This is a genomic window from Acidiphilium rubrum (assembly GCF_900156265.1).
GTDB classification, from domain to species: domain Bacteria; phylum Pseudomonadota; class Alphaproteobacteria; order Acetobacterales; family Acetobacteraceae; genus Acidiphilium; species Acidiphilium rubrum.
The window spans coordinates 229,194-241,482 of sequence record NZ_FTNE01000002.1 but is presented as its reverse complement, the minus strand read 5'-3'; the positions used below and the strand labels follow the sequence as shown (position 1 = coordinate 241,482).

Here is a 12,289-nt window from a genome sequence, read left to right as displayed (position 1 = left end):
CCCGGGGGAGATGTTTCGGCGATTGTGGGTTGGACGCGTACACAGTTTTTAGGGAAAACCGTTGGCAGGTGCTGACAGGTTCCGGAGGATAGAAGACGATGGCGAAGACCTCTCAGGTCAATCGGAATAAGCGGCGGGAAAAGATGGCGGCGCGCGACAAGGGCAAACGCGCGGTGCTGAAGGCGATCGTGATGGATCGCACCCTGCCGGTCGAGGACCGTTTCGATGCGACGATGAAACTGGCCCAGCTGCCGCGCAATGGTGCGGCGGTGCGGGTTCGTCTGCGTTGCGAGCTGACCGGCCGTTCGCGCGGTAATTATCGTAAATTCAAGCTTTGCCGCATCGCGTTGCGCGACTTGGCCAGTGCCGGGCAGATCCCCGGCATGGTCAAGGCCAGCTGGTAAGGAGGGCAAGCCATGTCGATGTCTGATCCGTTGGGTGACATGCTCACCCGTATCCGTAATGCGCAGCGCGCGCGCCACACGATGTGTGTCGCTCCGGCCTCGCATCTGCGGGCCAATGTGCTCGAAGTGTTGAAGCGCGAGGGGTTCATTCGCGGGTTCTCGAAAGAGGATCTGCGCCCTGGTGTGGCGCAGCTGCGCATCGAACTGAAGTATAACGAGGGTGAACCGGTGATCAAGGAGATTACCAGGATCTCTCGCCCGGGCCGCCGGGTGTATTCGAAGATCAAGGAGCTGCCGCGGGTTTATGCCGGGTTGGGGATATCCATCCTGTCGACGCCGCGCGGCGTGATGAGCGATGTCGAGGCGCGCACTGCCAATGTTGGTGGTGAAGTGCTCTGCCGCGTATTCTGAGGAGGCAGCATCATGTCACGTGTAGGTAAATATCCGGTTCCGCTGCCGCAGGGCGTTTCGATCACCGTGGTCGATGGGATTCTGACCGCCAAGGGCAAGCTGGGCGAGTTGACCATGCCGGTGTCCGAGCGGGTCGAGGCGAAGCTCGAGGACGGCAAGCTGGCGGTGATTCCGCGCAACAAGGAAGCCGCATCTCGCATGATGTGGGGCACCACGCGCGCGAATGTGGCCAATATGGTCGAGGGTGTCTCGAAGGGCTATGCGAAGGTTCTGGAAATCACCGGGACGGGTTTCCGCGCTTCGGTGCAGGGCTCGAATCTGGTGATGAACCTGGGGTTTTCGCATGATGTGGTGTTTGCGGTGCCCCCCGGCATCAAGATATCATGCGAGAAGCCGACCTTGATCAAGGTCGAGGGGATCGACAAGCGGCTGGTGGGTCAGGTTTGTGCCGAGATCCGCGCCTTCCGTCCGCCGGAGCCTTATAAGGGCAAGGGCGTGAAGTTCGAGGGCGAGGCGATCCGGCGTAAGGAAGGCAAGAAGAAGTAATGACCGCGACATATGACAATGAAGTGCGGCGCCGGCAGCGCCTGCGCTACCAGCTGAAGCAGAAATCGGGCGGAAGGCTGCGGCTTTCGGTGTTCCGGTCGGGCAAGCATATTTATGCCCAGGTGATCGATGATGCGGCCGGGCGTACCCTCGCCGCGGCATCGTCGCTGGATGCCGGGTTGAAGGCCGATCTGAAGACCGGTGCTGACCGGGCTGCTGCGGCGGCGGTGGGTAAGCTGGTTGCCGAGCGCGCCAAAGAGGCCGGGATCACCAAGGTCGCATTCGATCGTGGTGCGTATAAATATCATGGCCGGGTGAAAGCCTTGGCCGATGCCGCTCGCGAGAGCGGTTTGGACTTCTGAGGAGCATAGCGCATGGCACGTGAAGCACGAGACGGCGGTCGTGGCCGCGAGCGCGAGCGGGACCGGGACGGCGATGAGCTGATCGACAAGCTCGTCACCATCAACCGTGTCGCCAAGGTGGTGAAGGGCGGACGCCGGTTTGCGTTCGCCGCCCTGGTGGTGGTTGGTGACCAGAAGGGTCGCGTTGGTTTCGGCGCCGGCAAGGCGAAGGAAGTGCCCGAGGCGATCCGCAAGGCGACCGAGCGTGCCAAGCGCGGCATGATCCGGGTGCCGATGAAGGAAGGCCGCACGCTGCATCATGACATCGAGGGCCATTACGGCGCCGGTCATGTGGTGTTGCGTTCGGCGCCGGCGGGTACCGGGATTATTGCCGGTGGGCCAATGCGCGCGGTGTTCGAGACGCTGGGGATTGGCGACGTGGTTGCCAAATCGCTCGGCAGCCGGAACCCGCACAACATGGTGAAGGCCACGGTCGCGGCGCTGGCGAATTGCGCGAGCCCGCGCACGGTTGCGGCGCGGCGCGGCAAGAAGGTGGCGGATCTGTTCGGCACCAAGCGTGAGAAAGAGGTGGCGGCCGATGTCTGATCCGATCAAACGCGTTCGCATCACCCAGACCGGGTCGGCGATCGGGCGCAAGCCGGGCCAGAAGGAAACTCTGGTCGGGCTCGGGCTGCGCCACATGCATTCCACGCGCGAACTGGCGACGACGCCCGAGAACATGGGGCGGATCAAGAAGGTCGCGCATCTTTTGAAGGTCGAGGAATTGACCCCAGGGACTGAGCCATGAATCTGAATGAACTGCGCGACAACCAGGGTGCGCGCCTGAAATCGAAGCGGCTTGGCCGTGGCATCGGGTCGGGCAAGGGCAAGACCTCTGGCAAGGGGGTCAAGGGTCAGAAGGCGCGTGAAGGCGTCTCGCTGAACGGGTTCGAGGGTGGTCAGCTGCCGATCTATCGGCGTATGCCAAAGCGCGGCTTTACCAATGTGAACCGCAAGGATTATGCGCCGTTGAACGTGGGCACGCTGGCGATGTTGATCGCGGCGGGCAAGCTAGATGCTTCGGCGCCGATCACCGAGGAAAACCTGCGGGCGGCGGGCGTGTATGCCGGTTCGAAGCTGTCGGGCGTGCGGCTGCTCGGGCGCGGCGAGATTTCGACCAAGGTCGAGATCGTGGTGTCGGGTGCGTCGGCCACAGCGATCGCGGCGATCGAGCAGGCCGGCGGCACGGTAAAAACGCTGGTGGCGAAAGCCGAAGCGGCAGCTGCCTAAATTATCGAGCGTTTTTTGGTTCTTTTTTACAAAAAAGAACGGCTCTTTCTCGCGAAGGGCAGCGAAAGGCGGCGAGTGCATTTGGTTCTTGCCGTCTCTAGTGCAACGCATATAAGCAACGGCGTCTCATCCGCATGAGGCGCCGTTGTTATTTGGGGATCATTCATGGCTTCCGCTGCTGAACAGCTTGCATCGAGTTTCAATCTCGAAACCCTGTCGAAGGCGACCGATCTCAAAAGGCGGATCTGGTTTACGCTGGGTGCGCTGATCGTGTTCCGGCTGGGGACGTATATTCCGATCCCCGGCGTCGATCCGACGGTGATGGAGCACATGCTCGCGCAGAACGGCGGCGGCGTGCTGGGCATGTTCAACATGTTCACCGGTGGCGCGCTCGGGCGGATGACGGTGTTCGCGCTGAACATCATGCCGTATATTTCGGCCTCGATCATCATGCAGTTGTTGCAGGCGGCGGTGCCGACGCTGGAGACGCTGAAAAAAGAGGGCGCTTCGGGGCAGCAGAAGCTCAATCAATATACGCGGTATCTGACGGTGTTCATCGCGCTGGCGCAATCCTATGGCATTGCGCTCGGGCTTGAGCATATCACCAGCGCGGTCGGGCCGGCGGTGATCGAGCCGGGCGGGTTCTTTTTGGTGACGACGATCATCACGCTGACCGGCGGCACGGTGTTTTTGATGTGGATCGGTGAGCAGATCACCTCGCGCGGGATCGGCAACGGGTCGAGCCTGATCATTTTTTCGGGGATTGTCTCGGCGTTTCCGGGCGCGATTGCCAGCGTGTTGCAGTTGGGTGCGACGGGCGGGCTTTCGACCGGGTTCGTGATCGGGTTTTTCATCATGGCGCTGGTTGTCGTGGCGTTTGTGGTGTTCATGGAGCGTGCGCAGCGGCGGGTGCTGATCCAGTATCCGAAACGCCAGGTGGGCAACCGGATGTTTGGTGGCGATGCCTCGCATCTGCCGATGAAGGTGAACACCTCGGGCGTGATTCCGCCGATTTTTGCAAGCTCGCTGTTGTTGATTCCGGCGACCATCGTGGGGTTCAGCCATGGCACCGGGCCGGCGTGGTTGCAGTTTCTGGCGCGGCAGCTGTCAAACGGGCAGCCGGGTTATATGATTCTGTACGCCGGGCTGATCATCTTTTTCTCGTATTTCTACACCGCCGTGGTGTTCAACCCTGAGGAGACCGCGGATAATCTGAAGAAATACGGCGGGTTCGTGCCGGGGATCAGGCCGGGGGCGAATACCGCGAAGTATTTCGATACCGTGCTGACCCGGCTAACCACGATCGGGGCGGGGTATCTGGTGATCGTGTGTCTGATTCCACAATTTTTGATCGGGCAGTTCGATCTGGCCGCGGGCTATTATTTTGGTGGCACATCGCTGCTGATTGTGGTTTCAGTGACGATGGATACGGTCGCACAGATCCAGTCACATTTGCTTGCACATCAATATGAAGGCCTGATCAGAAAAGGCCGCGGAAGGACACGAACCAGATGAACATCATTCTCCTCGGCCCGCCTGGCGCCGGCAAAGGGACCCAGGCGAAGATTTTGCAGGAGCGCTATCACGTCGGGCAGATTGCCACGGGTGACATGCTGCGCGGCGAGGTCAAGGCCGGGACCGAATTGGGCAAGATCGCGAAATCGGTGATGGAGGCTGGCGAGCTGGTTTCGGATGATCTGATCATCAACATGCTGCGCAACCGGTTGGCGCAGGATGACTGCCGGCATGGTTTTATCCTCGATGGGTTTCCGCGCACGGTTCCGCAGGCCGAGGCGCTCGATGCGATGCTCGCGGCGGAGAAGCAGGATCTGCGGGCGGTGATTCTGCTCAAGGTCGATGAGGACGTGCTGGTCGAGCGGATTGCCGGGCGGTTTACGTGTGCGCAATGCGGCACCGGGTACCACGACTCGATGCACCCGACCGCGAAGGCCGGCGTGTGCGACAAATGTGGCTCGACCGAGTTCACCCGGCGGCCGGATGACAACCCGGTGACGGTGAAGCAGCGGTTCACCGCGTATAACCGCCAGACAGCGCCGATCGTGCCGTATTACCAGGGTCGTCACATCTATTATGAGGTGGATGGCATGGCTGATATGGATGACGTGACGGTCGCGATCGAGGCGGCATTGCGCGCGGCGGGGATTCCGGCGCCGGTTGCGATGTCTGCGGACTGATCGGAACAGGTATCGCGGGGACATCACGAAAAATTGATGTCATTTGATTGACTCGCATCGCCCCCGGCGATAGAGACAGCCATCTGCGGCGCTCCCTGGTGGAGTGCCGCACTTTGTTCAGATGATGATTTTCGGAATTGGGTTCTGCCCATTGGGCGGGCCGGGTTTCGTGATTGTCATTATCCATTCGACGATTTCAATCCGCATCTGCGGAGACCAAGGAGCAGCTTCGTGGCGCGTATTGCCGGCGTAAACATCCCATCGAACAAGCGCGTGCTGATCAGCCTGCGTTACATCTACGGTATCGGGCCGACCAAGGCTCGTGACATTTGCACGACGCTGAATATCGGCGACGACAAGCGGGTCAACCATCTGTCGGACGACGAGATCGGCAAGATCCGTGAATTGATCGACAAGGATTTCCGCGTCGAGGGTGATCTGCGTCGTGAAGTGGCGATGAACATCAAGCGGCTGGTCGATCTGGGTTGCTACCGCGGCCTGCGCCACCGCAAGGGTCTGCCGGTGCGTGGTCAGCGGACGCATACCAACGCGCGTACCCGCAAGGGTAAGGCCGTGGCGATCGCCGGTAAAAAGAAGGTCACGAAGTAACCCTTCGGTTCTTCGCATCGATGCAGTGATCCGCGCCGGGCTTGGCTTGGCGGCGGGTCGAGAGAAAGACAGGATTTTCCATGGCCAAACCAGCCGCCGCGCGTCCCCGCCGCAAGGAACGCAAAAATATCAGTTCAGGCGTCGCGCATGTGCTCGCCAGCTTCAACAACACGATGGTGACGATCACCGACGCGCAGGGTAATGCGATTTCGTGGTCTTCCGCCGGGAGCCAGGGTTTCAAGGGCAGCCGCAAGTCCACCCCGTACGCCGCGCAGGTTGCCGCCGAGGACGCCGGCCGCAAGGCGCGCGAGCACGGCATGGAGACGCTGGAGATCGAAGTGAGCGGTCCGGGTTCGGGCCGTGAGAGTGCGCTGCGTGCGTTGCAGACCGTCGGGTTCTCGATCACGGCGATTCGCGATCTGACGCCGATTCCGCACAACGGTTGCCGCGCCCGCAAGCGCCGCCGGGTGTAATCTGCCGGGTGTTACGGGCTTGCGTCGCGTGCCTGGCGGACGATGCGTTTTTGGAAGGTGAGGGCGGATTTTTCGCCTGACCGGAGGATTTGATGCTGAAAGATACCAATTTGGCGATGCAGCGGAACTGGCAGTCCCTGCGCAAGCCGGAGAAGCTCGATATCGAGCCTGGCGCCGATGACATGCGGATGGCGACGATCATTGCCGAGCCGCTGGAGCGTGGCTTCGGCGTGACGTTGGGCAATGCGTTGCGGCGGATTTTGTTGTCCTCGCTGCATGGCGCGGCGGTGACCGCGGTGCGGATCGATGGCGTGCTGCATGAGTTTTCCTCGATCGCCGGTGTGCGCGAGGACGTGACCGACATCGTGCTGAACATCAAGCAGATCGCGGTACGGATGCATGGTGATGGCCCGAAGCGGATGACGCTGAGCGCCAAGGGTCCGTGCGAAGTGACCGCCGCGATGATCCAGTCCGGCCATGATATCGAGGTGATGAACCCCGAGCTGGTGCTGTGCACGCTGGATGACGGCGCGACGCTGGGCATGGAATTCACCGTCGATTCCGGCCGTGGCTACGTGGCGGCTTCGGCCAACCGGCCGGAAGACGCGCCGATCGGGTTGATTCCGGTCGATTCGATCTATTCGCCGGTGCGCAAGGTTTCCTATCGCGTCGAGCCGACCCGCGTTGGGCAGGTGACCGATTACGATCGGTTGATCATCGCGATCGAGACCAACGGTGCGGTGACGCCTGAGGATGCGGTGGCTCTGGCCGCGCGCATTCTGCAGGACCAGCTGGGCATGTTCGTCAATTTCGAGGAGCCGCAGCGGCTGCGCTCGGAAGAGCCGCGCCCGGAACTGCCGTTCAACCCGAATCTGCTGCGCAAGGTGGACGAGCTGGAATTGTCGGTCCGTTCGGCCAACTGCCTGAAGAACGACAATATCGTCTATATCGGCGATCTGGTGCAGAAATCCGAACAGGAAATGCTGCGCACGCCGAACTTCGGCCGTAAATCGCTCAATGAAATCAAGGAAGTGCTGACCGCCATGGGCCTCGGCCTGGGCATGTTGGTGCCGGACTGGCCGCCTGAGAATATCGAAGATCTGGTCAAGCGTTCCGACCAGCCGTTCTAACTCGTCATTTTTTTTCTGATCTGGAGTAACCCCTATGCGTCACGGAATTGCTGGACGTAAACTCGGCGTCACCACGTCCCACCGTGCGGCCATGTTCCGCAACATGGCGGTGGCCCTGCTCAAGCATGAGCAGATCACCACGACGTTGCCGAAGGCCAAGGAACTGGCACCGGTGGCTGACCGGTTGATCACGCTGGGCAAGCGTGGCGGGCTGCATGCGCGCCGCCAGGCTCATGCGGTGCTGCGCGATGAGGTGATCGTGTCCAAGCTGTTCGCGGCGCTGGCCGACCGGTACAAGGAGCGCCAGGGTGGTTATACCCGCGTGCTGAAGGCCGGGATGCGCTATGGCGATGCGGCGGATATGGCGGTGATCGAACTGGTCGATCGTGATCTGGCGGCGAAGGGGCTCGATAGCGGTCCGAAGCCTGAGGTCAAGGATGATGAGGACGATACGGCTGAGGCGGCTTGAGATCGCGTTAGATTAAGGAAGCACTTCTTTTTTGCAAAAAAGAAGCAAAAAACTTTTTTGAATCTTGGTTGTGGGCGGGTTTGCTCATCAAGTTACGGGTCTATTGCTCACGTTTGCTTGAGGTTAAGGAGGGGCGCTGCTGTTGCGGCGCCTTTTTCGTTGCAAAATCGTGGTCCGCGGTTATTTTCGCGGCATGAAAACAATCACGCTCGTCTCACTTCCAGTCCTGTTGGGTCTCGCTTCATGCTCGGGTGGCATGAGTTCCGGGCCTCTGACCGCCGCTCAGGCAAAGGCCGATAACGCGACGTTCTTGTCCGGCCTGTCGCCCGCCGCGCGGCAGACGGCGATGTTCTGCCAGGTGCAGATGCAGAACAAGCTGGGCGGTACGGTTTATCTGGTGGCAGCACCCTCGTTGCAGGCGAGTGACATCACCGCAAATGCGTCGACCAACGCGATCGCGCAGGGGCTGACCGTGGTTTATGACCGCATCGATAACGGTGCCGTGACATCGGCAGCGCGGAAATGCAAGCTGAGCTCGGAAAACCTGGTCGTTCGCCCGTCGCACGCGGAGTGAGTGTGGCAACAGCCTCACCGTCCCCCCGATCCCAAACGAATAAAAGTTTTTTGCTTCTTTTTTACAAAAAAGAAGCCTTCCCTTCCTTGGCGTGCTGCCCCCATCCCGAGACGCAAGCATTTTATGCTGGACATCGGCGACCGGCCCCGCTACTCAAGGGTATCGGTCAACACTCTTGAAGGGGGCTATGATGTATTTTAACGCAGATGCTTCCTTTAGCGGATTCCCGTTCGGGCCAGCGCGCGCCGCGAACTAGGTTTTCCGCCCGGCACTTTCTGGTGCCTGTTCGATCGTTTTCAACATTGATATATCAGAGGTGACCTCGCGTCAGCGGGGTCGGTCAATTCATGTCCTCCTTGGATCTTAAGATCGCATCGCCGTTTCGCGCGGTGTTTGGTTTTGTTTTTCGGCGGTGGCGGGCTCATCCGGGGCTGTTTGCTGGGACGGTGATTGCCATGCTGCTGGCGACGCTGACAGATGTGTTCATGCCGCTCTATGCCGGTGATCTGATCAATGCGGTCGCGACGCGCAGCGGCGCTTCGTTGCGCGCTGCGGTGATGGCGCTGGCGATGATTGCCGCACTCGGCGCCGCACAGACCCTGCTGCGCTACATCGGGTTTCGCTCGATCGTGGGATTGACCCTGAAGATCATGGGGGAGATGGCCAGCGATTCCTTTTATCGGGTGCAGCGCTTTGCCTCGGACTGGCATGCCAATAATTTTGCCGGTGCGATCGTGCGGAAGATCACCCGTGGCATCTGGGCGCTGGATTTGCTGAACGATACCGTGCTGATCGCGATGCTGCCGGCGCTTGCCGTGCTGATCGGCACGTCGATCATGTTGGGGCTGCAATCGCCGTCGATCGGTGCGCTGATCGCCGTGGGTGCTGTTTTATATGTCGGCGCGACGGTGTGGTTGCAGACGCGTTACGTGTCGCCGGCGTCGCAACTGTCGAACCGCTGCGATACCGCGATGGGCGGGGCCTTGGCGGATGCGGTGTCGTGCAACGCCGTGGTGAAGGGGTTTGCCGCCGAGGCGCGTGAGGATGCGATTCTGGCCCGGGTGATCGACAAATGGCAGCGCCGGACCCGGCGCTCGTGGTTCCGGGGCAACTGGGTCGGCACCGGGCAGGGTGGCGCGCTGATGGTGCTGCGGGTCGCGATCATCGGGCTTGCGCTGTATTTGTGGTGGATCAGGCGGGCGACGCCCGGTGAAGTGGCGACCGTGATCACCGCCTATCTGATCGTGCTCGGCTATCTGCGCGACGTGGGTTATCACATCGCGATGCTGCAACGCGCGGTGAACGAGATGGAGGACATGGTGCGGATGGAGGCGCAGCCCTTCGCGATCGCTGATCGGCCCGGGGCGATGCCGGCGCAGATACTGCGTGGCGAGATCGTGTTCGATCATGTCGATTTTGCCTATGGCAAGCATGTCGAGCCGCTGTTCCGGGATTTGTCGGTGACGATCGCCTCGGGTGAGCGGGTCGGCCTGGTCGGGCATTCGGGCTCGGGCAAGACCAGCTTCGTCAAGCTGATCCAGCGGTTGCATGACGTGACGGGCGGGGACATCCGGATCGATGGGCAGAGCATCGGGCAGGTGACGCAGGAATCGCTGCGGGGTTCGATCGCGATCGTGGCGCAGGAACCGATCTTGTTTCATCGCTCGCTGGCCGAGAACATCGCCTATGGCAGGCCCGATGCGACGATGGCGGAGATCGAGAACGCGGCGATGCAGGCGAACGCGCATGATTTCATCATGAACCTGCCGAACGGGTATCGCACGCTGGTCGGTGAGCGGGGGGTGAAGCTTTCGGGCGGCGAGCGGCAGCGCGTCGCGATCGCGCGGGCGTTTCTGGCCGATGCGCCGATTTTGATTCTCGATGAGGCGACGGCGAGCCTCGATTCGGAATCCGAAGCGCTGATCCAGCAGGCGGTCGAGCGGTTGATGACCGGGCGCACCGTGATCGTGGTTGCTCACAGACTCTCGACCGTGCGGGCGCTGGACCGCATCCTGGTTTTCGATCAGGGTTCGATCGTGGAGCAAGGCACGCATGAGGCGCTGACGGCGCGGCAGGGTGGCATTTATCGCCGGCTGTTCGAGCGGCAGGCGCTTGGGTTGATGACGCAACAATAAAGAGGACGCTGACAATGAAGTTCGATGATATCGAAGCGGTGACGCCGACGCGCGACAGCCTGGCGGCGGCGTATGCCTCGCTCAACGGATTGCTCGACCGCGATGCGGTGCGCGAGGCGCTGGCCGAGTGGGAAGGACTGCGCCGCGCGACCGGGACCTGGTCGGCGCTGGTGCATCTGCGGTTTTCGCAGGATACCGCGAACGAGGAGTATAAGGCGGCGCGGGAGTATGCCGATGCGCTGGGCCCGGTGATCGCCGATCATGAGACCAGTTTCAAGAACCGGTTGCTCGCACTCGATCCCGCGCTGATCGAGGCGCAGTACGGCAAACATGCGGTGGATATCTGGCGCAACGACGTGACGACGTTCGCCCCGGTGATCGCCGATGATTTGGAGGAGGAGTCGAAGCTGGAGGCGCGCTATACCGCGCTGCTGGCCTCGGCGACATTCGAGTTCGATGGCGAGACGGTCAATCTGGCGGGGCTGACGCCGTATACCGAAAGCCTGGATCGGGACACGCGGCATCGTGCCGCCGCGGCGCGCTGGGGGTTTTTCGCGGAGCATGGCACCGAGCTCGATGAGATTTACGACGAATTGGTCAAGCTGCGGCACAAGATGGCGCGGGCGTTGGGCGATGAGAGCTTCACGGCGCTGGGATATCGGCGGATGGGGCGGCTGGATTACGGGCCGGCGCAGGTCGCGACCTATCGGGCCGAGGTGCTCAAGCATGTGACGCCGCTGGTGGCAAAACTGATCGAGCAGCGGCGGATCGCGAACGGGTTGGACACGCTCTATGCGTGGGATGAGCCGTTGACCGACCCCAAGGGCAATCCGAAGCCGCAGGGCGATCATGATGAGTTGGTCGCCAAGGCCAATGCGATGTTCGAGGCGATGGACCCGCGGCTGGCCGGGTTCTACCGGCAGATGAACGAAGGCGGCTTCATGGATTTGAAGAACCGGCCGACCAAGGCGGGCGGCGGGTTCTGCACCTCGTTTCCGGCGGTCGGGATGCCGTATATTTTCGCCAATTTCAACGGCACGCATCACGACGTCGATGTGTTCACCCATGAGATGGGCCACGCGTTCCAGAACTATCAGAGCCGCAATCAGCCTTCGGTCGATTATTTGTGGCCGACGTCGGAATCGGCGGAAATTCATTCGATGAGCCTGGAGTTTCTGGCCTATCCGCATATTGCGCCGATGTTCGGTGACCAGGCGGCGCGGTATCAGCGGATGCATCTGATCGGCGCGCTGGAGTTTCTGCCGTATGGGGTGTGCGTCGATCATTTCCAGCATGAGGTCTATGCCAGGCCCGAGGCGACGCCGGCCGAGCGGCATCAGATGTGGCGGCGGCTGGAGGCGATGTATCTGCCGTGGCGCAACTGGGGCGATCTGGCGTATCCGGCGATGGGCGGGCGGTGGCAGGCGCAGCTGCATATTTATCGCGCGCCGTTCTATTACATCGATTACACGCTGGCACAGTGCTGCGCCTTGCAGTTCTGGGTGAAATCGCAGCAGGATTACCAGGCGAGTTTTGACACCTATGTCGATCTCTGCGGCCTGGGTGGCTCAGCACCATTCGGCAAGCTGGTGGAGGCAGCCAAGCTGAAATCGCCGTTCGAGGCGGGTGCGTTGCAGGCGGTGGTGGAGACAGCCGAAGCGACGCTGGCGCTGTGAGGTGAGGCGTTTTTCGATGGTGTGCGGTGGTACGGG

Annotated in this window: 16 protein-coding genes; all 16 read left to right on the top strand. The window is 61.3% G+C overall.

From position 1 onward, the window contains the following. The first annotated feature begins 98 nt into the window (after positions 1–98). The 16 genes from rpsN to BW994_RS02660 all read left to right on the top strand — a co-directional run bounded on the left by rpsN (position 99) and on the right by BW994_RS02660 (position 12,253). A complete protein-coding gene (rpsN, locus tag BW994_RS02735) occupies positions 99–404 on the top strand; it encodes a 30S ribosomal protein S14 (protein ID WP_029312065.1) in 306 nt (101 codons plus the stop codon). A gap of 12 nt (positions 405–416) precedes the next feature. After that, the gene (gene rpsH, locus BW994_RS02730) at positions 417–815 is read left to right on the top strand and encodes a 30S ribosomal protein S8 (protein WP_029312066.1); all 399 of its coding nucleotides are present in this window, start codon (positions 417–419) and stop codon (positions 813–815) included. Positions 816–827: 12 nt separating this feature from the next. Beyond that, on the top strand, positions 828–1,361 hold the full coding sequence (gene rplF, locus BW994_RS02725) for a 50S ribosomal protein L6 (RefSeq protein ID WP_029312067.1): 534 nt from the start codon (positions 828–830) through the stop codon (positions 1,359–1,361). Then, on the top strand, positions 1,361–1,723 hold the full coding sequence (rplR, locus tag BW994_RS02720; protein WP_029312068.1) for a 50S ribosomal protein L18: 363 nt from the start codon (positions 1,361–1,363) through the stop codon (positions 1,721–1,723). Before rplF ends, rplR begins: the two co-directional genes overlap by 1 nt. A 12-nt stretch (positions 1,724–1,735) precedes the next feature. Beyond that, the gene (gene rpsE / locus BW994_RS02715; RefSeq protein WP_035228985.1) at positions 1,736–2,308 is read left to right on the top strand and encodes a 30S ribosomal protein S5; all 573 of its coding nucleotides are present in this window, start codon (positions 1,736–1,738) and stop codon (positions 2,306–2,308) included. Next, the gene (gene rpmD, locus BW994_RS02710; RefSeq protein WP_029312070.1) at positions 2,301–2,510 is read left to right on the top strand and encodes a 50S ribosomal protein L30; all 210 of its coding nucleotides are present in this window, start codon (positions 2,301–2,303) and stop codon (positions 2,508–2,510) included. The genes rpsE and rpmD overlap by 8 nt, the downstream gene beginning before the upstream one ends. Then, positions 2,507–2,992 carry a 50S ribosomal protein L15 gene (gene rplO, locus BW994_RS02705; protein ID WP_029312071.1) on the top strand — a complete coding sequence of 162 codons (486 nt, stop codon included), beginning with the start codon at positions 2,507–2,509 and terminating at the stop codon, positions 2,990–2,992. The genes rpmD and rplO overlap by 4 nt, the downstream gene beginning before the upstream one ends. Positions 2,993–3,157: 165 nt before the next feature. Further along, positions 3,158–4,507, top strand: coding sequence for a preprotein translocase subunit SecY (gene secY, locus BW994_RS02700; protein WP_029312072.1), 1,350 nt, complete (start codon positions 3,158–3,160; stop codon positions 4,505–4,507). Next, positions 4,504–5,187: an adenylate kinase gene (locus tag BW994_RS02695; protein ID WP_029312073.1), complete on the top strand. Its 684-nt coding sequence runs from the start codon at positions 4,504–4,506 to the stop codon at positions 5,185–5,187. Before secY ends, BW994_RS02695 begins: the two co-directional genes overlap by 4 nt. 231 nt (positions 5,188–5,418) lie before the next feature. After that, a complete protein-coding gene (gene rpsM, locus BW994_RS02690; protein WP_029312074.1) occupies positions 5,419–5,796 on the top strand; it encodes a 30S ribosomal protein S13 in 378 nt (125 codons plus the stop codon). Positions 5,797–5,876: 80 nt separating this feature from the next. Beyond that, entirely contained in the window at positions 5,877–6,269 is a 393-nt protein-coding gene (rpsK, locus tag BW994_RS02685) for a 30S ribosomal protein S11 (protein WP_029312075.1), read from the top strand. Between the two features lie 110 nt (positions 6,270–6,379). Beyond that, a complete protein-coding gene (locus BW994_RS02680; protein ID WP_029312076.1) occupies positions 6,380–7,399 on the top strand; it encodes a DNA-directed RNA polymerase subunit alpha in 1,020 nt (339 codons plus the stop codon). A 34-nt stretch (positions 7,400–7,433) separates the two neighbouring features. Continuing rightward, positions 7,434–7,868, top strand: coding sequence for a 50S ribosomal protein L17 (rplQ, locus tag BW994_RS02675; protein ID WP_029312077.1), 435 nt, complete (start codon positions 7,434–7,436; stop codon positions 7,866–7,868). Between the two features lie 256 nt (positions 7,869–8,124). Further along, positions 8,125–8,442, top strand: coding sequence for a hypothetical protein (locus BW994_RS02670; RefSeq protein WP_029312078.1), 318 nt, complete (start codon positions 8,125–8,127; stop codon positions 8,440–8,442). A gap of 455 nt (positions 8,443–8,897) precedes the next feature. Then, positions 8,898–10,577: an ABC transporter ATP-binding protein gene (locus tag BW994_RS02665; protein WP_342667842.1), complete on the top strand. Its 1,680-nt coding sequence runs from the start codon at positions 8,898–8,900 to the stop codon at positions 10,575–10,577. A 14-nt stretch (positions 10,578–10,591) separates the two neighbouring features. After that, on the top strand, positions 10,592–12,253 hold the full coding sequence (locus BW994_RS02660) for a M3 family oligoendopeptidase (RefSeq protein WP_029312080.1): 1,662 nt from the start codon (positions 10,592–10,594) through the stop codon (positions 12,251–12,253). Positions 12,254–12,289 lie beyond the last annotated feature (36 nt).

Coding starts and splice junctions, on each gene's coding strand:
- rplQ (WP_029312077.1), top strand. CDS start 7,434: ATGCGTCACGGAATTGCTGGACGTAAACTCGGCGTCACCACGTCCCAC.
- rplR (WP_029312068.1), top strand. CDS start 1,361: ATGACCGCGACATATGACAATGAAGTGCGGCGCCGGCAGCGCCTGCGC.
- rpsK (WP_029312075.1), top strand. CDS start 5,877: ATGGCCAAACCAGCCGCCGCGCGTCCCCGCCGCAAGGAACGCAAAAAT.
- BW994_RS02670 (WP_029312078.1), top strand. CDS start 8,125: ATGAGTTCCGGGCCTCTGACCGCCGCTCAGGCAAAGGCCGATAACGCG.
- BW994_RS02660 (WP_029312080.1), top strand. CDS start 10,592: ATGAAGTTCGATGATATCGAAGCGGTGACGCCGACGCGCGACAGCCTG.
- BW994_RS02695 (WP_029312073.1), top strand. CDS start 4,504: ATGAACATCATTCTCCTCGGCCCGCCTGGCGCCGGCAAAGGGACCCAG.
- rpsH (WP_029312066.1), top strand. CDS start 417: ATGTCGATGTCTGATCCGTTGGGTGACATGCTCACCCGTATCCGTAAT.
- rpsN (WP_029312065.1), top strand. CDS start 99: ATGGCGAAGACCTCTCAGGTCAATCGGAATAAGCGGCGGGAAAAGATG.
- rpmD (WP_029312070.1), top strand. CDS start 2,301: ATGTCTGATCCGATCAAACGCGTTCGCATCACCCAGACCGGGTCGGCG.
- rpsE (WP_035228985.1), top strand. CDS start 1,736: ATGGCACGTGAAGCACGAGACGGCGGTCGTGGCCGCGAGCGCGAGCGG.
- secY (WP_029312072.1), top strand. CDS start 3,158: ATGGCTTCCGCTGCTGAACAGCTTGCATCGAGTTTCAATCTCGAAACC.
- rplO (WP_029312071.1), top strand. CDS start 2,507: ATGAATCTGAATGAACTGCGCGACAACCAGGGTGCGCGCCTGAAATCG.
- BW994_RS02665 (WP_342667842.1), top strand. CDS start 8,898: ATGCTGCTGGCGACGCTGACAGATGTGTTCATGCCGCTCTATGCCGGT.
- rplF (WP_029312067.1), top strand. CDS start 828: ATGTCACGTGTAGGTAAATATCCGGTTCCGCTGCCGCAGGGCGTTTCG.